Origin of the sequence: Novisyntrophococcus fermenticellae, from assembly GCF_018866245.1 — a bacterium.
In the GTDB taxonomy this organism is placed as follows: Bacteria; Bacillota; Clostridia; order Lachnospirales; family Lachnospiraceae; genus Novisyntrophococcus; species Novisyntrophococcus fermenticellae.
The window spans coordinates 922,072-941,189 of sequence record NZ_CP076458.1; the positions used below are offsets into that span (position 1 = coordinate 922,072).

A 19,118-nucleotide genomic window follows, 5' to 3' on the forward strand; every position below is an offset into this window, starting at 1 on the left:
CATTAAAATCTGTCTGGGAAAGTGTCTTAATTTATGAGACCATTATAGATAAAGCAAACATATACTTTGGCAAATGATTTTTTATAGAAGTTTGTGTTAATATAAATATATCAAAAATAGAATGGATTGGGAAGCGATAATTGGATATTTCGCCATATTTTGTGATCGATATTTTGCAGCTGCTTCATATTTTATTATTCTGTTCTTTTATATATTTTATAAAAATTATCTTATTTAAAAGGGAGGAACTTCTTATGCTTACAAAAAAACAAAACTTGTTAGAAACAATTCATGGGGGAAATCCAGATCGATTTGTAAATCAATATGAATTTCTGCACATTATCATGTCGGATCCATTTAATATGACAGATCCCTATCCGGAGTATGGACAAAGTAACGTAGTAAACGGATGGGGAGTTACTCTTTCATGGCCGGAAGGGACTCCTGGTGGGTTTCCCGTACATACACAGGATAAAATTGTCTGTCCTGATATAACAAACTGGAAGAATACTGTAAAGGCGCCAAATCTTATTTTCCCTGATTCTATGTGGGAGGAGGCTATCCGGGAAGCAGAAGGGGTAGACAGAAATGAAGAATTCGTTGCTCCGTTTATTGCTCCGGGGATTTTTGAACGTTGCCATTATCTCCTTTCGATTGAGGAGGCCTTAACTAACTTATACATGGAGCCTGACAGCATGAAAGATTTGATTAAATATATTACGGAATGGGAATTGAAATATGCAGAAACTTTATGTGAAAAATTACATCCGGATGCGCTTTTTCATCATGATGATTGGGGAAGCCAAATCTCTACATTTTTTTCTCCGGAAATGTTTGAAGAATTTTTCTTAGACAGTTATAAACAATTATATGGGTATTATAAGTCCCATGGTGTTCAATTAATTATTCATCATTCAGATTCTTATGCTGCAACGCTGGTTCCCTATATGATCGAAATGGGAATTGATATTTGGCAAGGGGTTATGAGCTCCAACCGGATTCCGGAACTCATAAATCAATATGGCGGAAAACTCTCCTTTATGGGGGGGATAGACAGTGCTAAGGTTGATTTCCCGGGATGGACACCTGAAATAGTAGCATCTGAAGTAAAAAAGGCCTGCGAGGAGAATGGGACAAAATATTATATTCCGAATGCTTCTCAAGGATTGCCGATGTCGACTTTTGAAGGCGTTTATGAAACAATAAATGGGGAAATTGATAAGATGAGCAAAATAATGTTTTAGGGGGATTATATTATGGAGAATCGGTCAAAAGTAAAAAATATGCTGTTAATGCTTACTTTGTTTTTAACTACTACCAGTATTATGGGGGATTGCGTTGTTGCGGTTGTTACCTCAAAACTATATGCGCAATATGATGCCTGGGCTGTTAACCTGATGATTTCAGGGCCATGTATTGCAGGATTGATTGCATGTCCGATTGCGGGGCGTCTTTGCGATAAAATGGATAAAAAAGCAATCCTCATAGTCGGATATGTACTTTATGCAATTAGCAGTATTGGAGGTGCTGCAGTTGATAATCAGGTTTATATGATTGTAATGCGTTTTATTGCAACAGGTATTTCCTATGGTTTAACCAGTACAGCCGCACTGGGGATTGTTGCGGATTGTTATGCGGATGAAGATCAAAGAAGTAAAGTTGTCGGATGGTACAATGCTGCCATGGCAATTCTTGGCGGGGTTTTAGGTTTGGCAGCCGGCGCGCTGGCTGTAAACAATTGGAGAAATACTTTTGCTGTTAACTGGTTTGCCATACCGGTAATTATTCTGGTTGTAATCTTTATACCTGCCTGCCCTCCCGTTCGGAAATCTTACGAAACAGCACAGGAAAAGGTAAAGGGGAATAAAGGATGGTATAAACGATTGATTCCCTTACTCGGCGCTTTCCTTGTTGTGGGATTTTGCTATTATACAATCATTACAATGATGGATTTATATGTTGCGGATAATGCGCTTGGTAATTCTGCATTTACCGGACTACTTGGGACGGTTGGAACAATTGGCTCATGTATTGCCTGCAGCGTGTTCGGATTTACTTACGGAAAATTAAAAAATCGGTGCAGCATTATATCTTATATCATCCTTGCGGCTGGGTTTCTGCTAATGGCTGGCTATCCCAGCGTACAGCTTGCTCTTGTCTGCTGCGCATTAATGGGTGCAGCATGGGGCAATGTATATTCATTCTGGTGGATGCGCTGTACAGTAGTGGTTCCGGAAGATATGGTTGGTACTTCAATTGGAATCACTGGTACTATAAATTCTATTTCCGGATTTGCATGTCCGTATGCATTGCTTTTCTTTAAAAATTTGCTGAAAACAGACAATGTGGCAAATACATTTTACATCTATGGTATGATTATAGCCATTGCGGCTGTTTTATCAATCGTTATAAATATTAAAAATAAGAACGAGGAAGCTGCTGAATAAACCATTTTACATGATTTTTCCTGTATACTTCCCACAGAGATACAAAAACTACTACAAAGGAGGTATTATCATGGCAAAAGCAGGTATGAGAAGGCCAAGTCCTTATGATCCGGACAATCACGGAACAGAAAATCACCAAAAAATGAATCGCCCTAAAAACCAGCAGGCTCAGGTGCCTGAAATTCAAGGAGCAGCGAAAAGTGGGAATGCTAAGGCTGGGACAGTCAATGCTCCAAATTGGGCAAGAGACGATTACAAAAGTACAAATAAAAATAAATGAGCAAAGGCGGGGAAGAAGATTCCCCGCCTTTGCTTGTAGCAACAGGAAAATAATCACGTCTGGATTAATACACGAAAGACATATTGATATCCTGCTCATAATCCCCGAATTTCTGACCAAATAAATTAAATCCGCCCGGATATTCCGCATCCTCTTTATTCCCGATCCGTACTGTGATGAAACTGTTATCTCTCAAAAACAAGTCTGACAAACCGATATTGCTGCTTTCTTCGTTATTAATTAAGGTTGTATGCTCAGTGATAGTCATAGTTGTAAGTAAACCATATTGGGTTACTCCATCTTCCCACCAGGAGGGATTAAGCCGTCCTCTCCGGGAACCAAAATCGCCGGGACAGCGCCAGGTACAGCATTCATGGCCATTGATCCATATAGTAATATCTGATTTCCAGTTTTCTCTGTAATTAGCTACCTCCGAACAGGATTCAAAAGATAAAAGAAGCTGCTTTAACTGAATATCCGGATCAATTGCATATGGAAACTTGTATTCCACATAACCACCCGCTGTCCAGAGAAGCTGTGCGTTAAAGCGGGATGGTAAAAAGAAATCAGCAGGACGATCCTCATATCCGATATGGCTATTTACATCGGCAAGGCCACAGGTGGGAATTATTTTACAGTCGGTATATGCACCTACGGGCATCGATATGGTACTTATCTGATCCACTCCCTTAGGTAAACCATTTAAGCGGATGTTGATAAAGTCATTTTTCCGGCTGCATAATTTCATGGAACCACGGGAACCTGGCTGCTGTTCCGTGTGAATCAAGTTTGCGCTTTCCAGGGTACGGACATGCAGAGCTGCAGTAGAAGGTGGTATTTTGAGCAGTTCGGCAATTTCGCCGATGTTGTAGCTATTATAATACAATAATTTTATTATCTTAATCCGATCCGGAGACGAAAGGGCTTTCGCGACAGTACATAGCATCTCTTCATCATCTGCATTTAAATCTAAGTTTTTTGGCATATAATCCTCCTGTTATCTCAAAGCCACTGGTGTGGTCGAACTATAACAATAATATCATATACGATACTCGCTGTCCATGAGGATGAAAAAAAGATATAAAAACAATAAAATTGTTATTAATTAATAATAACGCACAAAAATATTTAAAAAAATAAAAAATATTGACAATAGTACATATAAATGATATTATAATGCTAATTAAAAACATAAATATTGTTATTAATAAAAACTCAGGAGGAAAAGAAATGAAGAAGAGAGTCTTAAGCTTATTGCTTGCAGGGGTTATGGTGTTCTCCATTGTGGGATGTGGTCCACAGAAAAAACAGACCGAAGGCACATCGTCCCCGAAGGCGGAGACGGATGCCGGGGGAAGCGGAAAGGATGGTATAACAATCAGTCTGTGGAAATGGATTCCTACAGATGGTGTCCAGCTTGATGCAATTCTTGAAGCATGGGAGAAAGACCATCCGGAGATTCATCTGGATATTACACATGTGGGCGAAGCGGGAGACGTTTTCCAAAAGTATTCTGCCGCACTTCCGGCAGGAGAAGGCCCCACTGTCCTGGCAATGCAGGTTGGTGCAAGAGCAAATCAGTTCAAGGAATTCTGCGAGCCACTTGCGCCCTATGCAGAGGAAAAATGGGGCGCTGACTGGGAAAGCTTATTCTTAGATACAGCTCTGGAGCAGTGCCGGTGGTCGGGTGATGACTATACGGTTCTTCCGGGAGGTATGACAGCAGCACCGGCAATCGAATATAACGTAAATGCTTTTAAAAAGTTAGGAATTACAAAGGTGCCTGAGACGATGGACGAGGTTTATGATATTATCGAAAAATCCAAAGCGGATGGGCAGATGATTCCGGGTGTTGCAATTGGTGCAAAAGAAGGATGGACATGCCGGGATATATATATGAGCATCATGAATCAGCTTGCTCCCGGAAAGATTTATGATGCTATAGAAGGCAAGACAAGCTTTACCGATCCGGAATTCGTAGAGGGCATGAATATCTGGAAAGAGATGTTTGATAAAGGATTCTTTGCAGAAGGCTCTCTTGGTACGGCCCTTTATCCTGAAATCAATGATAATATGATGATGGGAGGAACCGACGGTAAAAAGTATTATATTATGGAAAACTGTGGAACATGGCATGGCTCAAGTATGACAAAGACAACAATAGAAGGGGAGGCTGCCAATGGCAATTGCGATCCTGATACGCATCTTGGAGCATTTCCACTGCCACCGGTGAAAGAAGGCTGTAAGCCTAATATGGTGGCTACTGTGGATATTGCATGGGGTATCAACAAAAATGCAACAGAGGAAGAAAAGAAAGCAGCATTTGAATTCGTATCCTGGATGGCGGAAGGAAAAGGCCATGAGGTATTCAGTAATACACTTCAGGTTCTTCCGGCTGCAAAAGATATCAGTCTGGAGGAAGGCATCGCCAGCTTAAATGGAGAGGATGAAAAAGAGGCTGTAAAAATGTTTCAGGATTATGTAGAGAACAACTCCGGTGCGAGAGAGATACAGTATCCGGATGTATCCAATGCGTTGGATGATGCATTGGTGTCAGTTGCCAGTGGGATCATGACACCGGAAGAAGCATTAGAGACTGTTCAGACTGCATCGGCAGGTATGAGCAGATAGAGGAAAGGCAGCCAGGTCGGGAACCGCCCATGGAGAATCATGGAGTAAGGTTTCCGGTGCCTGGGATTGCCGGGAAAGGCAGGTTTCTGTAGATGGATAAACACAAAGACAGACACCAGAAAAAACAAAAAAGGATCATGAAAAAGCATGGTGTTTTAGGAAATACGAAGACGGCGTATCTATATATATTGCCTGTATTTCTGTTTCTGGCGGTCTTTACCTATTACGCGATGGCATTTAATATTAAAACTTCCCTTTTTGAGTGGAATGGGGTAAGTGCGGATAAGCTTTTCGTGGGGGTTAAGAACTATGTAAAACTGGTAAAAGACCCCTATTTCAAACTTGCGTTGAAAAATACGGCGATATACTTTATTATTACAATTCCGCTTCAGGCAGTGTTGGGCTTTATTCTTGCCTATTGTTTTACATATACGAAAGTCTTTGGAAAGGGACTGGTGCGTTCTGTTATATTCTTTCCAAATGTTCTGGCACTTGTTGTAATAGGAACGGCATTTAATCAGATGTATAATTTTCAAAACGGTTTTCTCAACGAGACCCTTCGTGGGATGGGACTGGGCAGCCTTGCCATTGACTGGACAGGCAATCCTAAGACCGCCCTTTTTGCTGTTATACTTGCGAATATTTACACTTATGTGGGATTCTCTATGACGTTGTATATTACGGGATTGCTGTCTGTTCCAAAGGAAGTGATGGAGGCGGCGAAAGTAGATGGGGCTTCTAATCTTCGTATGGTCCGTCACATTACACTTCCTCTTTTGACATCTACGCATGTTACCGTTATTATTCTTGGGATTGTGGGTACATTAAAAACCTTTGATATTGTCTGGCTGATTACGCAGGGAGGTCCTGCCAGAAAGTCAGAAATGCTTACAACTATGTTGTACCGTAGCTATATCTTGGAATTCAAGGCGGGATATGCATCTGCTATCTCTGTAGTGATTCTGTTAATTGCGCTGTTCCTTGCCGGGATAAATCTGTATATCCAACGCAGGAATACAGATTATTAGATAAATGGGAGTTGAAAGAGAAATGAAAAAACACGGGATAGTAAGAAAAAAGAATCAGATAAGGGCCAATATCTTACCTCAGGTTTTCTGTACATTCATGCTGGTGATCTGGCTGTATCCACTCTGTAAAATTATCCAGTTATCCTTCAAAAGTGGGGGCTGGGGCAATTATCACAAGGTTTTGTTTGAAGCAGACACATTCAGTGTTGTGAATGGGTATATGAGTGACATTGCGAATTTCTGGGTATACCTTGGCAACTCTTTGACGGTTACATTTATAGATATGGTAGTAGTACTTTCAATTGCGTCACTTGCTGCATTTGCATTTTCCAAGATGGATTTCAAGGGAAAAGAATTTTTATATATGCTTACTCTTGTAGGGATGATGATGCCGGCGGCAGGTTTTATCGTGCCGTATTTCATTACTTCAAAAAATATGGGACTTCTGAATACAAAGTTTTGTCTGATTGGTCCCCATGTTGCAGCCGCAATTCCCATGACCATGATGCTGCTGCGCAATTCTATGGATGAAATCAGTGATGAGATGATTGAGGCATCGGTGATTGATGGATGCTCCAGGCGGAAAGTGTTTACCCGGATGATGCTGCCCTTGTCAAAACCGGCTTTTGCTACATCTCTGATTTTTGCATTTATGGGCAGCTGGAATGATTACCTCCTTCCGCTGGTAATGATTAACCGTGCAGAGGAGATGACATTAACGCTGCTTCCGCAAAAGTATACGGCATTTGCAGGGGTGTCCAATATGGGGACTATATTTGCATCTTTGGTCCTGATATCCATTCCCATCTTTGTGATGTATTTGTTTGCACAAAAATATATGGTGGCAGGCATGACGGCAGGAACGATAAAATAGGATATGCTTAGAGAATAAAGACAGGAGAAAAGCAATGGACGAACAATATTATCCACGGCCAGACTTTAAAAGAGAGTGCTGGTACAGTTTAAACGGAGAATGGCAATTTGACTTTGAAGAGAACAGGATGAATTCTCTGGATGAATGGATTAATGATTCTACCTTTTCTAAGAAGATTATAGTGCCTTTTACATATCAGACGAAAAAAAGCGGAATTCAGGAAAAAGTGTTCAACGACAAAGTATGGTATAAGAAAGTATTTATGGTACCAAAAGCCATGAATGGAAAACGGATTTTCTTAAAATTTGGTGCTGTGGATTATAAGGCAAGCGTATGGATGAATGGAACTTATATGGGAGACCATGAGGGCGGTTATACACCGTTTCAATTTGAAATTACGGAACGAATCAAAGAGCAAAATACGATTGTGGTAGAAGCAGTTGATTATCCGGATACAGTGCAGCCAAGAGGGAAGCAGTATTGGGAAGAAGAAGGGAGTCGCTGTTGGTATACACCGAGTACCGGAATCTGGCAGAATGTATGGCTTGAAGCGGTAGAAGGATGCCCGATTGAAGCAATAAAGCTGATACCGGATATTGATACGGATACAGTGGAAGCGATGGTTACGAGCAATGAGTTTCAGCGGTATGACACCCTGGAATTTACAATTAGCTATCAGGGAAAGCTTGTTAAAACGCTTTCCGTCTCTGTAGATGGGCACAGGACCAAGGTGCTGATTGGAATTAAACCGGAAGACTTTATTGACGAAGTGCATTATTGGTCTCCGGAACATCCGAATCTATATGATATGAGTATCAGCTTAATCCGGGAAGAACGGGTTCTGGATACGGTGGAAACTTATTTTGGTATGAGAAAGGTCAGCGTTGATTGCGGAAAAGTTTTGATCAACAATTTCCCCTGTTATCTGAAAATGGTTTTAGATCAGGGATACTGGGAAGAAAGCGGACTTACAGCCCCTTCTGATGAAGCGTTAAAACAGGATATTCTTTTGACCAGGAAAATGGGATTTAACGGCGCCAGAAAACATCAAAAGATAGAGGACCCACGTTATTATTACTGGGCAGACCGACTGGGATTACTGGTATGGGGTGAAGTTCCAAGTGCATATGAATATTGTGATCAGGAGATTGACAATATAACCAGGGATTTTAAAGAGTTCATTAAAAGAGATTTCAATCATCCAAGTATCATTGCATGGGTTCCGCTGAACGAATCCTGGGGCGTTCGTAAGATTCTTACCGACAGAAGGCAGCAGAGCTTTGGCCTTGCACTATATTATCTGTCAAAAGCCATGGATCCGACCCGGCTGGTAAGCACAAATGATGGATGGGAAAATATAAAGACGGATATCGTAGGAATCCATGATTATCAGGGAAACGGAAATAGGATTGCACAAAAATATACTGAGGAAAATATGAAACATCCGGAAGGTATGTTTCCGGGCAGCCGCCGCCTCTTTGCATATGGAAGTGGATATGATAAAAGTAAAAATGTGTTTATGATGACGGAGTATGGAGGAATTGCACTTGCCTCTGATACCAGTAATGGTGAAAACTGGGGTTACGACAAACCTGAAAAAAGTGTGGAGACATTGATTGAACGCTATCGAGAGGTGACGACAGCCATAATGGAAATACCGGAGATATCAGGCTTTTGCTATACCCAGCTTACAGATGTGTATCAGGAGGTGAATGGTCTCCTTGATATGAACCATGTTCCTAAGGTTGATGTAAACAAAATAAAGGAAATTAATGCATTAAGAAACTAAACAGGAGCAGAGCATACTTGGAATATGTGCTCTGCTCTTTTTGAAAAAATCAAATGACGGTCCTGCTATAGCCGAAAGTACTTATAAGCTATCCCGATAAAGAGTATATGACTCCTTGGCGGGATTATTTTTTTGAACAAAATTATGCTCCTGAAATTTATTCGACGGATAAAAATGCATATTCGGCAGATAGTGCATCTTTTTTTTATCTTTTGCATGTACAATATATTTTTGAACGAATTAGAGATACATATTACAGGGCAAGAATCAGGAGAACAACGATGACCTGTTATAAAGCATATAAATTCAGAATCTACCCGAATGCTGTACAGGAAGAATTATTAACAAAAACCTTTGGTTGTGTTCGCTTCGTTTATAATTATTACCTCTCTTTGCGAAAAGCAGCATATCAATTAGAGAAAAAGATAATATCCTATATGGATTGTACGAAAGATCTTGTTTTGCTAAAAAAAGAAAATGGTTTTTTAAGAGAGGTTGACAGTATAGCTTTACAGCAGTCTTTACGACATCTGGATACTGCTTTTCGGAATTTTTATAGTGACAGCAAGGTGGGTTATCCGAGATATAAAACCAGGAAAAACAGTTACTGTTCTTATAGCACCATCTGTGTCAATCAAAATATCCGTCTGGACAAAGGGTATCTGGCTCTGCCAAAGCTGGGTAAATTAAAGGTCAGACAACATCGGGAGATCCCTGAAGGGTATGCTTTGAAATCCGCCACAATTTGCAAAACTCCTACCGGAAAATATTATGCCTCAATTCTATTTGAATATGAAAATAGAATTGAAACAGTAGACGCACACAGACTTATTAGCATAGGGTTTTCCGTGGAGGATTTGTTTGTATCATCAGAGGAAATCGTGGTTGAAAATGTATTTCAGAAAAATCATCAACGATCTATGGAAAAATTGAAAATAGAGCAGGAAAGACTTTCCCGCTGCATGCGGGGAAGTAATCGTTATACAAAACAGAAAAAGAAGGTTGCTGTCGTTCACGAAAAGATTGCAAATCAGAGAAAAGACTATTTACATAAGGCGTCCAGACAGATAGCCAATGCCTATGACGTGGTGTGTATTGAAGCGGTGGACATAAATACAGGATTGCAGACTTCGGAGCTTTCGGAAAGAGTTGTAAATAACGGTTGGGGGATGTTCACCTCTTTTTTGAAATATAAATTAGAAGAGCAGGGGAAAGTGATAACCAAAGAAAGAATGCATGAGCCTGCATTTCCGGCATCTTATTTGTGAACATAATGGATGAACCGTGGGGCACACGGAGTTAGCTCGTATCAATAAGCAACAGGTTATTTGACGAGAAGCCTTCACACTTTAGGAAGCGGGGGCATGCCACAAGGGTTATGTATAAAAAGATAATTCAGAGCAAATCAACAGGATAAAGATTTAATTGAAATTAATTTAGTGGAACTTATTAAAGAGCTGTGGAGTAAAAAGGAAGTCATCTTTTTATCCGCAGCTATATTAGGGTTGGCGGAACTCATAAAGAGCCGGAAAGCGGTAAACGCGTTCTGCTGATTGACGCGGATCTCAGGAAATCCGTGCTGATGGGGAGAACAAAAGTGAGTCAGAAAGGAACTATGGGACTGACGCATTTTCTGGCCGGACAGTGTACCATTTCGGATATAATCTGCACTACGAACATTAAAAATTTTAATCTTATATATGCGGGACCGTTTCCGCTGGCAAAAAGCAACTGTCCGATTCTTGGTGTGGTTATTGTGTATGTTACGGAGGACAGGCAAGGGGCAGAGATTACGATTCCAGATACCAGAGTAACCTATATGGAAGGAACAGATTCCGATATCTTGCTGGAAGGCGTACGTGCAGTTGATTTCCATCAGTCTTTATCTGCTTAGAATTGCACCACAGTTTTCAAAATTTGTATTTCTTGCGGCGTGGGCGTTACATATAGTACTTAGTTATGCATTCAGAGTGGCCTGGAAGGGATTTCTCAAAGAAAACTACAGGAAAATGGAAACCGGACACTTGGCATTATCACTACCAGTCAAATGGCCACAAAGACAGTGGGAATTATCCAGGAGAATAATACATATGGATTAAAAATAGTGGGACTGATTATTCTGGATAAGAACTATACAGGAGATTACTATGCCGGTATACCGGTTTACCTATCGTGGGAGTACTGCCTTTTGTGTTTGGAAATAATCTCAAAATACGTTGCACCGGCAACATACTATCAGGAATAAAAGTGATATTTTATTAACAAATGTAGAACAAGTAATCATGAATTGGAGGTATACTATGGGATTTCTGGCAGATGAAAGGCAGATGAATCTTTTCCTAAGAGATTTACAGCAGAAGTATCACGTTTATGCACCAAAATATTTTCCCGGAAAAGGTCGTTTTTCCGATACAGACTGCATCCGTTATGGAGAAGTAACTTGTATGGAGGAAATTGTATTTGACAAAAAATCGGATTACTCTTTTAAAGAGATTTTGAATCCTGTCTCCCAAACACTATTCTTTTTTACAGAAAATGAGGTAAAAGAACCGGATTCTACAGTTAAGGGTGCAGTAGTCTTTCTAAGAAGCTGTGACCTGCATGCACTAAAACGACTGGACGATATGTATCTGCATAATGGGCCGGCAGATCATTATTATGCGAAGCTCAGAGAGAACCTGAAGATTATACTTATGGGATGCAGCCATTCTTTTGAAAATTGCTTCTGTGTGAGCATGAGCAGTAATTATTCGGATAATTATGACCTGAGCATTGACGTAGGGGAAGCTGGAAGATACCGGATGAATTGCAAAGAAAGTGACTGGGAAGAGCAGCTGGCGAAATTGGAGTGTAAAGAAGATGTGGTTACACCACAGTATGTGACAGAAAACGATATCAAGGTACAGATTCCGGAAAACTTAAGTGCCGCTGTGGCAAAGAGCAGTATGTGGGACGAATATGACGAACGCTGTATCAATTGCGGACGCTGCAACTTTGTCTGTCCGACCTGCACTTGCTTCACCATGCAGGATCTGTTCTACAGTGAGAATGGAAAGGCGGGAGAACGCCGCAGGGTATGGGCATCTTGTATGGTGGATGGATTTACCGATGTGGCGGGGGAGGAAGCTATCGCCAGAAAAACGGACAACGGATGCGTTTCAAAGTGCTTCATAAAGTGCTGGATTATAAACAGAGAAATGGATATCACATGTGCGTAGGATGCGGACGCTGCGATGATATCTGCCCGGAATATATTTCATTTTCGAACTGTGTGAATAAACTGGAAAATGCCAGTAAGGAGGTTACGGAATCATGATAAAAAACGATTATCTTCCTTTTTCATCTGAAATTCTGGAAGTCATCAAACACACGGATATTGAATATACATTTCGGATGGCTTACAAAGGAGAAGTAAAACCGGGACAGTTTTTTGAAGTTTCTCTTCCAAAATATGGAGAGGCTCCAATCTCTGTCAGTGGTATCACAGAAGATTCTGTAGATCTTACAATCCGAAAGGTGGGAAAAGTCACAGATGAGATTTTTGAAAATTATGAGGGAGAGATTCTTTTCCTTAGAGGACCTTATGGAAATGGTTTTGATGTGGATTTATACAAGGGAAAGGAACTGGTCGTGATGGCAGGCGGAACCGGACTTTCTCCTGTACGCGGAGTGGTGGATTATTTTGCATGTCATCCGGAAGAGAGAAGGGGAATGACACTGATCTGCGGATTCAAGACTCCTCATGATATTTTGTTCCTTGAGGATCTTGCACGCTGGAAACAGACGATGGATGTTATCCTGACGGTAGACTGTGCAGAAGATGATATGGTATGTCAGGTAGGACTTGTAACACAGTATATTCCGCAGATAAAACTGGAGAATCCAAAGAGAGCAGCAGCAATTGTAGTGGGACCGCCGGCCATGATGCGCTTCTCTGTACAGGGATTGCTTGGAATTGATATCCCGGAGGAGAATATCTGGGTATCACAGGAGAGAAAGATGTGCTGTGGGCTGGGAAAATGCGGCCATTGTAAAGTGGGTGGTACTTATATCTGTCTGGATGGACCGGTATTTAACTATACAAAAGGAAAGACACTGATCGATTAGGAGGTTCGAAAGTCATGGATGTTACTACAAAGAAATTAAAGAAAAATGCGTTCCGTGTGACAAAAGAACGAGGTCTGACGGCATCCCGAATCAGAGTGCCGGGCGGACATCTGGAGGCAAAATATCTGGGAAAAATCCAGGAGATTGCCGAGACCTATGGAAATGGTACGATACATATCACCAGTCGTCAGGGCTTTGAGATACCGGGAATCCCGTATGAAAAGATGCCGGAAGTCAACCAGGCACTGCAGAACCTGATCGACGGTCTTGAAATCAATCAGGAACAGGAAGGAGAGGGATACCCGTCTTCCGGAACAAGGAACATCACGGCATGTATTGGAAATCGTGTCTGTCCGTTTGCGTGTTATGATACGACCGGATTTGCAAGGCGGATAGAAAAGGAGGTCTTCCCGAATGATCTTCACTTTAAGATTGCATTGACCGGATGCCCAAATGATTGTGCAAAGGTCAGAATGCATGACTTTGGAATCATGGGAATGACAGAGCCTCAGTTTGATCCGCAGCGATGTGTCAGCTGCGGTGCGTGTGTAAAAGCATGCACAAAGAAATCGGTAGGTGCGCTGAAGACGGTAAATTATCATCCACAGAGAAACACAGAGAAATGCATCGGATGTGGTGAGTGTGTATTGAACTGCCCGAATATGGCATGGACAAGAAGCGATAAGAAATATTATCGTCTGACACTTTTAGGCCGCACAGGAAAGAAAAATCCGAGAATGGGTCAGGATTTTATCAAATGGATCGATGAAGACAGTATCATCAAGATCATCCTGAATACGTATGATTATGTGGAAAAATATATTGATCCGGATGCACCGGGTGGAAAAGAGCATATTGGGTACATTGTAGACCGTACCGGATTTGAGAAATTCAAAAAATGGGCATTGAAAGATGTCAACCTTCCCGAAATAGCAGAAGTGAGTTCGCCGATATACTGGGGCGGTGTGAAATATTGATGTATCATATACTGAAGGCAGCAGAGGCAAGAAAGAACAGAAAAACATCAAAATAGAAGCGAGGAGCCGCGAGTTGAAATGAATCATGAACAGGAACGTTTTTTGGAGGATTTGAAAGAGCTGGAGCAAAAATCCCATGAGCTGGAAAAAGGAGTAATAAGCGTATCGGAGTATAAAGCAATATCAAGTGGTTTTGGCAACTATCCACAACGGGGCGGACACACACAGATGCTTCGCCTGAGAATCCCGGGTGGAAGGCTGCAAAAACACCAGATTAGATGTATCATATATAATTGCGTACAAAACGATGTGCCTACGATTAAGATGACCACCTGTCAGTCTCTGCAGCTCCATGATATTTCGCTGGATGCCGTTAGAAAGATTGTGCCTGATGTTATGAAAGCAGGAATTTATACTCGGGGCGGAGGTGGAAATCATCCGAGAAATGTCATGTGTTCGCCCTTATCAGGAGTCGAGCGTGGGGAATATTTCGATGTTCTTCCTTATGCTGAGGCGGCAAGTGAGTACCTGCTTTCTTTTGCAGGCCGTATAAATTTTCCTAGAAAACTAAAGGTTGGATTCTCAAATTCACCCAAAAATCTGACACATGTAACATTTCGTGATCTCGGGTTTGCTGCAAATCAGGATGGAACGTTTCGTGTTTATGCTGCCGGAGGCCTTGGGAATCATCCAAAGCTTGGTATCTTAATCAAAGAGAGTATTCCTGCCCGAAAGGTTCTGTATTATATTGGCGCAATGGTTGAAATTTTTACAGAATATGGAGATTATGAAAACAGGAACAGGGCCAGGGTAAGATATCTACAAGACACCCTTGGCTCAGAAAGAATAAAAGATATCCTGGTGGAAAAGGCCGGAAAACTGGAGGAGACGCAGGACCTGGATGTTCAGGTTAAGAATAATAAAATTGATAAAGAGCAAAAGGGGGTTTTAAAGGAGAATTTCCGGATATATAGCCAAAAACAGGAGGGCCTGTATGCTGTTTATTATCATCCTCAGGGCGGATTTCTGAATCTGGAAAGATTGAAAAAACTAGATAGGCTTATAAAGGATATGGAGAGAACGGAAATCCGTCTGTCCCCGGATGGGGGAATGTATATCATAAACTGTAATGCACAAGAGGCTGAAAAGTTATATTCCCTGACAGAGAAAGATACTGCATATTCAGAATTTGGAGCATCCGTATCCTGTGTTGGAAAAAACAGGTGTGCGATTGGTGTGTGCGATTCTCAGCAGCTTCTTCAAACATGTCTGAAGGAAATACCTGAAGAAATTATATCAGCAGATTTATTACCTAAGATTCATATTTCCGGCTGCATCTCATCCTGCGCTGCCCATCAATCGGCACCAATTGGATTCCGGGGAGTGATGAAGCGGACAGAAAAAGGAGTGGAACCAGCATATTGCATATATTGGGGCGGATGTGAGAGACAGTACCACGAAGTAATTGCAGAGTCAGATACATTTATACTGGCGGCTGATATTCCCTGTTTTTTACGAGAGTTGGCAGATACATTAATAGAAGCAGACATGAAATATGAAGTATGGATCAAAGCGCATACGGAATTCATGGAAGAACTGATTACAAGATATAGTATTTAAACAAAAAACATGATGATGCACTTGCAACATAACAGGAAACTGCTAAAATATACATATGTATATGGAGGTGCCATCATGCAGAATATGTGTAAAGATTATATCTCTGAACTGAGCAGGATGAAAATATTTCACGGCATAGAGTATGAAGAACTGGAAGCTATGCTTGGCTGCATCGGTGCATATATTAAAGATTATAAAAAAAAGCAGTATATCATCATGACTGATGATAATGTAGAGGTAGTGGGAATATTGCTCTCTGGAAAAGTCCACATGATAAGGGAAGACCTTTGGGGGAATAAAACTTTGTTGGTTTCAATGAAAAAAGGGGAATTATTTGGAGAGAGTTTTGCCTGCGGAGTGAACAGAAATGCTACCGTATCTTTTCAGACAGCATCGGATTCTAAAATCATATTTCTGCCCTTTGTTCATATCATGCATTCTTGTACGATGGCCTGTAAATTTCATCACAGGCTGATCGAGAATATGATTACAATGATTGCCGAAAAGAATATTGCGTTAATGGATAAAGTGGATATTTTATCCAAGAAAACATTAAAAGAGAAGATTACGACATATTTATTACAGGAATCATCGAAGCAGAACAGCTTATCTTTTGTAATTCCGTTTGGGCGCGTGCAGTTGTCCGAATATCTTTGCGCAGACCGAAGTGCGTTGACCAGAGAGTTAAATATAATGCAAAAGGAAGGTTTTATTGATTTTGATAAAAATTTATTTCGACTATTAAAAAACTTAGAATAGAAAATGTTTTTGGAAGCCCTGTTGAGATAAGGAGAAATATGTTAAAAAATGAAAATACGTTTCAACAGTATTCGTTATCTGAGCAGCTGTTAGAAACGCTTAACCAGCTCGGATTTCACAATCCCACTGAGATTCAGCAGAAAGTAATCCCGCTCATATTAGGCGGAAAAGATGTGATTGCAAAATCACAGACAGGAACAGGGAAAACTGCAGCGTTCGCAATTCCTATCTGTGAAAAGATCTGCTGGGAGGAAAATTATCCGCAAGTATTGGTCTTAGAACCAACCAGAGAGTTGTCGGTACAAGTGCAGGAAGAGATATTTTATATCGGGCGAAAAAAACGGCTGAAGGTTCCTGCGTTATTAGGCGGATTTCCAATTGATAAGCAGATTCAGACTTTAAAGCAAAAGTCCCATATCGTAGTAGGTACACCGGGGCGCGTGATGGATCATATCAGAAGAGATAGTTTGAAATTGCAGAAGATAAGATATCTGATCATTGACGAAGCGGATCTTATGCTGGATATGGGTTTTGCAGAGGAAGTGAACGAAATTATAGAACGTCTGCCAGGTGAAAAACAGATTTTACTGTTTTCTGCAACGATGGATCATCGAATTAATGATTTGACTGAAAGGTATATGCCGGAGCCCGTTTCAGTAATATTGGAATCGAAAACAGCAATTACAACTGCGATTGAACAAGTTGTGTACGAGGTAGAAGCGGAGGATAAGTATAAAGCGTTAATTCGGATATTGATACAAGAGAACCCGGACAGCTGCATGATTTTTTGTGCCACGCGGGAAATGGTGAACGTATTATACCAGAAGATGAAAAGAGACAGAGTTTCCTGTGGAATGCTGCATGGCGAAATGGAGCAGAGTGAACGCCTCAGAATGATAGATTGTTTCAGGACGAACCGTTACCGTTATCTGATAGCCACCGATGTTGCGGCCAGAGGGATAGACATCGAAAGAGTATCTCTTGTTGTAAACTATGATTTTCCGACCGGGAAAGAGACCTATCTACATCGCGTCGGACGAACCGGAAGAAATGGCAATAGCGGAAAGGCAGTCAGTCTGGTGGGTGAGGCAGAAAAGCGCATGCAGCAGGTGGTTGAGCTTTATATCGATATGACGCTGGCAACTGCCAAGCGCCCTGACATAGATAAGTACCAGGAAAAGGCATTCTGGGAAAAACAAAAACAAGGCGATATACCTCAAAAGCGAAAAGGTGATGCTGTGAATCATCATATCATGCGTCTGTCTATTGGCGGCGGTAAAAAATCTAAAATGAGAGCAGGCGATGTGGTAGGTGCACTATGTAATCTAAAAGAACTGAATTCGGATGATATTGGGATTATTGATATTAGAGAGAGCTTAACATATGTAGAAATTTTAAATGGAAAAGGACAGATGGCCTTAGCGGCATTGCAAGAGAAGCCAATCAAGGGAAAAATCAGAAAGGTTAAGAAGGTGAAAAGAGTTTAAATTGAAGCATGTCGCATTACTTTTGCGGCAGCTCTATTTTTGCAGCAAAGATGAGATGGTACCAGGAGCAGCCAATTAAGCTTTGTGGGAGCGGACAGCTATAATCTGGGCATCGAGTATGACATTATCATTTGCTTAAATGAATTGAATGCTACCTGTGCCTACCAGGCAGTGGTGGAGCACAACAAAGTGCAAATCTGTGGTGATAATTTCTTCCGAATTGCCGCAGGTACTGGGTATGAGTGACTGGATTTATGTCATGAATGAGGGGAAAATTGTGGGAGAACTGTCAGGAGAAGAAGCTACACAGGAGCTGATTCTGTCCCATATCCTACTTATATTTAATGAGAAATGCAGCTCAATAAAAAAGCAAGCTGCATTTCTGTTTTTTCAAAAAGAGTATATCAGCGCCACCGCTGCCGGATCAGAACTTTCCTTCCTTCAAATGCCAGGCCATAGTATCTGATTCTATTTTCTGAAATCCCCCTGGCAATCAATTGGGTATCATATTGTTCATCCTCGATCTGAGCAAGTGCGTTTTGCACAGACTCCGCAAGATCTTTTTCTTTATGAGGATTGAATACTCTAAATTCCAGAATGTAGGCATTGTCACCCGGACTTTTGGGTTCCATGATCACGTCATATCGTCCGAACCCACTCTCCCTGTTGGTGGTGATGTGGTATGTGGATCCCAGATCTACAATCAGCCCCAGTACAAAGCCGTGATAAAAACGCTCCGGATTGGCTTTTTCAGGTGGACGTTTCCCGGTATCAAAGTTACGGAAGGTATCCTGGATAACTTCGTTCATAAATTGATTCATGTAACCAAGATCGCCCATCAGAAATGCTTTTCGGAAGTTAGCATAGGACTCATCCTCTTCAGGAAACCACCCCTCAATCATATTTCTGAACATCAGCATGGTTTCATGATTCGTAATCCGCAGCTGATAGGCAGAATTGCCGCTGCCCGGATCAAACTGTGTGCTTTCAGCTTTCAAGTATCCACTTGCCAGTAAAAGGCTCCAAATTCCACCTTTCTTCTTTCGCAACTGGTCAAAAATTATCTGCTCATCTAATTGTACATTCAGGCTCTTGCCCGCAAGCAAATCTTCCATCTGC

The 19,118-nt window shown here is 41.2% G+C and carries 16 protein-coding genes and 1 pseudogene; 15 read left to right on the top strand and 2 right to left on the bottom strand.

Translation table 11 applies throughout. The annotated features are described in order from the left end of the window. Window positions 1-254 precede the first annotated feature (254 nt). From KNL20_RS04230 to KNL20_RS04240, 3 genes are all read left to right on the top strand, one after another. Complete coding sequence (locus KNL20_RS04230) at window positions 255-1,244, top strand: uroporphyrinogen decarboxylase family protein (RefSeq protein WP_230399381.1); 990 nt, start codon at window positions 255-257, stop codon at window positions 1,242-1,244. A 12-nt stretch (window positions 1,245-1,256) separates the two neighbouring features. Continuing rightward, entirely contained in the window at window positions 1,257-2,447 is a 1,191-nt protein-coding gene (locus KNL20_RS04235) for an MFS transporter (protein WP_230399382.1), read from the top strand. Between the two features lie 70 nt (window positions 2,448-2,517). After that, a complete protein-coding gene (locus KNL20_RS04240; protein ID WP_230399383.1) occupies window positions 2,518-2,727 on the top strand; it encodes a hypothetical protein in 210 nt (69 codons plus the stop codon). A gap of 64 nt (window positions 2,728-2,791) precedes the next feature. Here KNL20_RS04240 and KNL20_RS04245 read toward each other — a convergent pair whose 3' ends face one another. Beyond that, window positions 2,792-3,712: an ArsR/SmtB family transcription factor gene (locus KNL20_RS04245; RefSeq protein ID WP_230399384.1), complete on the bottom strand. Its 921-nt coding sequence runs from the start codon at window positions 3,710-3,712 to the stop codon at window positions 2,792-2,794. A 245-nt stretch (window positions 3,713-3,957) separates the two neighbouring features. On the opposite strand from KNL20_RS04245, the gene KNL20_RS04250 reads away from it, so the two are divergent. From KNL20_RS04250 to KNL20_RS04305, 12 genes and pseudogenes are all read left to right on the top strand, one after another. Beyond that, window positions 3,958-5,358: an ABC transporter substrate-binding protein gene (locus KNL20_RS04250; protein WP_230399385.1), complete on the top strand. Its 1,401-nt coding sequence runs from the start codon at window positions 3,958-3,960 to the stop codon at window positions 5,356-5,358. Window positions 5,359-5,450: 92 nt separating this feature from the next. Next, window positions 5,451-6,386 carry a carbohydrate ABC transporter permease gene (locus KNL20_RS04255; protein ID WP_230399386.1) on the top strand — a complete coding sequence of 312 codons (936 nt, stop codon included), beginning with the start codon at window positions 5,451-5,453 and terminating at the stop codon, window positions 6,384-6,386. Between the two features lie 22 nt (window positions 6,387-6,408). Then, on the top strand, window positions 6,409-7,260 hold the full coding sequence (locus KNL20_RS04260; protein ID WP_230399387.1) for a carbohydrate ABC transporter permease: 852 nt from the start codon (window positions 6,409-6,411) through the stop codon (window positions 7,258-7,260). A gap of 34 nt (window positions 7,261-7,294) precedes the next feature. Then, a complete protein-coding gene (locus KNL20_RS04265; RefSeq protein ID WP_230399388.1) occupies window positions 7,295-9,049 on the top strand; it encodes a glycoside hydrolase family 2 protein in 1,755 nt (584 codons plus the stop codon). Window positions 9,050-9,330: 281 nt separating this feature from the next. Then, a complete protein-coding gene (locus tag KNL20_RS04270; protein WP_230399389.1) occupies window positions 9,331-10,317 on the top strand; it encodes a transposase in 987 nt (328 codons plus the stop codon). A gap of 329 nt (window positions 10,318-10,646) precedes the next feature. Beyond that, on the top strand, window positions 10,647-10,943 hold the full coding sequence (locus KNL20_RS04275; RefSeq protein ID WP_230399390.1) for a hypothetical protein: 297 nt from the start codon (window positions 10,647-10,649) through the stop codon (window positions 10,941-10,943). Between the two features lie 433 nt (window positions 10,944-11,376). Then, window positions 11,377-12,365, top strand: a pseudogene (asrA, locus tag KNL20_RS04280) (anaerobic sulfite reductase subunit AsrA). Then, window positions 12,362-13,156, top strand: coding sequence for an anaerobic sulfite reductase subunit AsrB (asrB, locus tag KNL20_RS04285; protein ID WP_230399391.1), 795 nt, complete (start codon window positions 12,362-12,364; stop codon window positions 13,154-13,156). Before asrA ends, asrB begins: the two are co-directional and overlap by 4 nt. Window positions 13,157-13,170: 14 nt before the next feature. Further along, on the top strand, window positions 13,171-14,133 hold the full coding sequence (gene asrC / locus KNL20_RS04290; RefSeq protein ID WP_230399392.1) for a sulfite reductase subunit C: 963 nt from the start codon (window positions 13,171-13,173) through the stop codon (window positions 14,131-14,133). Window positions 14,134-14,211: 78 nt separating this feature from the next. Next, a complete protein-coding gene (locus KNL20_RS04295) occupies window positions 14,212-15,753 on the top strand; it encodes a nitrite/sulfite reductase (RefSeq protein ID WP_230399393.1) in 1,542 nt (513 codons plus the stop codon). Window positions 15,754-15,828: 75 nt separating this feature from the next. Continuing rightward, the gene (locus KNL20_RS04300) at window positions 15,829-16,512 is read left to right on the top strand and encodes a Crp/Fnr family transcriptional regulator (RefSeq protein WP_230399394.1); all 684 of its coding nucleotides are present in this window, start codon (window positions 15,829-15,831) and stop codon (window positions 16,510-16,512) included. 38 nt (window positions 16,513-16,550) lie between these two features. Next, entirely contained in the window at window positions 16,551-17,999 is a 1,449-nt protein-coding gene (locus KNL20_RS04305; protein ID WP_230399395.1) for a DEAD/DEAH box helicase, read from the top strand. A 404-nt stretch (window positions 18,000-18,403) separates the two neighbouring features. On the opposite strand, the gene KNL20_RS15965 is transcribed toward KNL20_RS04305, so the two are convergent. Beyond that, complete coding sequence (locus KNL20_RS15965; protein WP_329957502.1) at window positions 18,404-19,114, bottom strand: PD-(D/E)XK nuclease domain-containing protein; 711 nt, start codon at window positions 19,112-19,114, stop codon at window positions 18,404-18,406. Window positions 19,115-19,118: the final 4 nt, after the last annotated feature.

What these genes read in the sequence shown, in the direction of transcription:
- asrC (WP_230399392.1), top strand. Translation starts at nt 13,171, where the DNA reads ATGGATGTTACTACAAAGAAATTAAAGAAAAATGCGTTCCGTGTGACA.
- KNL20_RS04235 (WP_230399382.1), top strand. Translation starts at nt 1,257, where the DNA reads ATGGAGAATCGGTCAAAAGTAAAAAATATGCTGTTAATGCTTACTTTG.
- KNL20_RS04245 (WP_230399384.1), bottom strand. Translation starts at nt 3,712, where the DNA reads ATGCCAAAAAACTTAGATTTAAATGCAGATGATGAAGAGATGCTATGT.
- KNL20_RS04230 (WP_230399381.1), top strand. Translation starts at nt 255, where the DNA reads ATGCTTACAAAAAAACAAAACTTGTTAGAAACAATTCATGGGGGAAAT.
- KNL20_RS04270 (WP_230399389.1), top strand. Translation starts at nt 9,331, where the DNA reads ATGACCTGTTATAAAGCATATAAATTCAGAATCTACCCGAATGCTGTA.
- KNL20_RS04240 (WP_230399383.1), top strand. Translation starts at nt 2,518, where the DNA reads ATGGCAAAAGCAGGTATGAGAAGGCCAAGTCCTTATGATCCGGACAAT.
- KNL20_RS15965 (WP_329957502.1), bottom strand. Translation starts at nt 19,114, where the DNA reads ATGGAAGATTTGCTTGCGGGCAAGAGCCTGAATGTACAATTAGATGAG.
- KNL20_RS04300 (WP_230399394.1), top strand. Translation starts at nt 15,829, where the DNA reads ATGCAGAATATGTGTAAAGATTATATCTCTGAACTGAGCAGGATGAAA.
- KNL20_RS04250 (WP_230399385.1), top strand. Translation starts at nt 3,958, where the DNA reads ATGAAGAAGAGAGTCTTAAGCTTATTGCTTGCAGGGGTTATGGTGTTC.
- KNL20_RS04260 (WP_230399387.1), top strand. Translation starts at nt 6,409, where the DNA reads ATGAAAAAACACGGGATAGTAAGAAAAAAGAATCAGATAAGGGCCAAT.
- KNL20_RS04265 (WP_230399388.1), top strand. Translation starts at nt 7,295, where the DNA reads ATGGACGAACAATATTATCCACGGCCAGACTTTAAAAGAGAGTGCTGG.
- asrB (WP_230399391.1), top strand. Translation starts at nt 12,362, where the DNA reads ATGATAAAAAACGATTATCTTCCTTTTTCATCTGAAATTCTGGAAGTC.
- KNL20_RS04255 (WP_230399386.1), top strand. Translation starts at nt 5,451, where the DNA reads ATGGATAAACACAAAGACAGACACCAGAAAAAACAAAAAAGGATCATG.
- KNL20_RS04305 (WP_230399395.1), top strand. Translation starts at nt 16,551, where the DNA reads ATGTTAAAAAATGAAAATACGTTTCAACAGTATTCGTTATCTGAGCAG.
- KNL20_RS04295 (WP_230399393.1), top strand. Translation starts at nt 14,212, where the DNA reads ATGAATCATGAACAGGAACGTTTTTTGGAGGATTTGAAAGAGCTGGAG.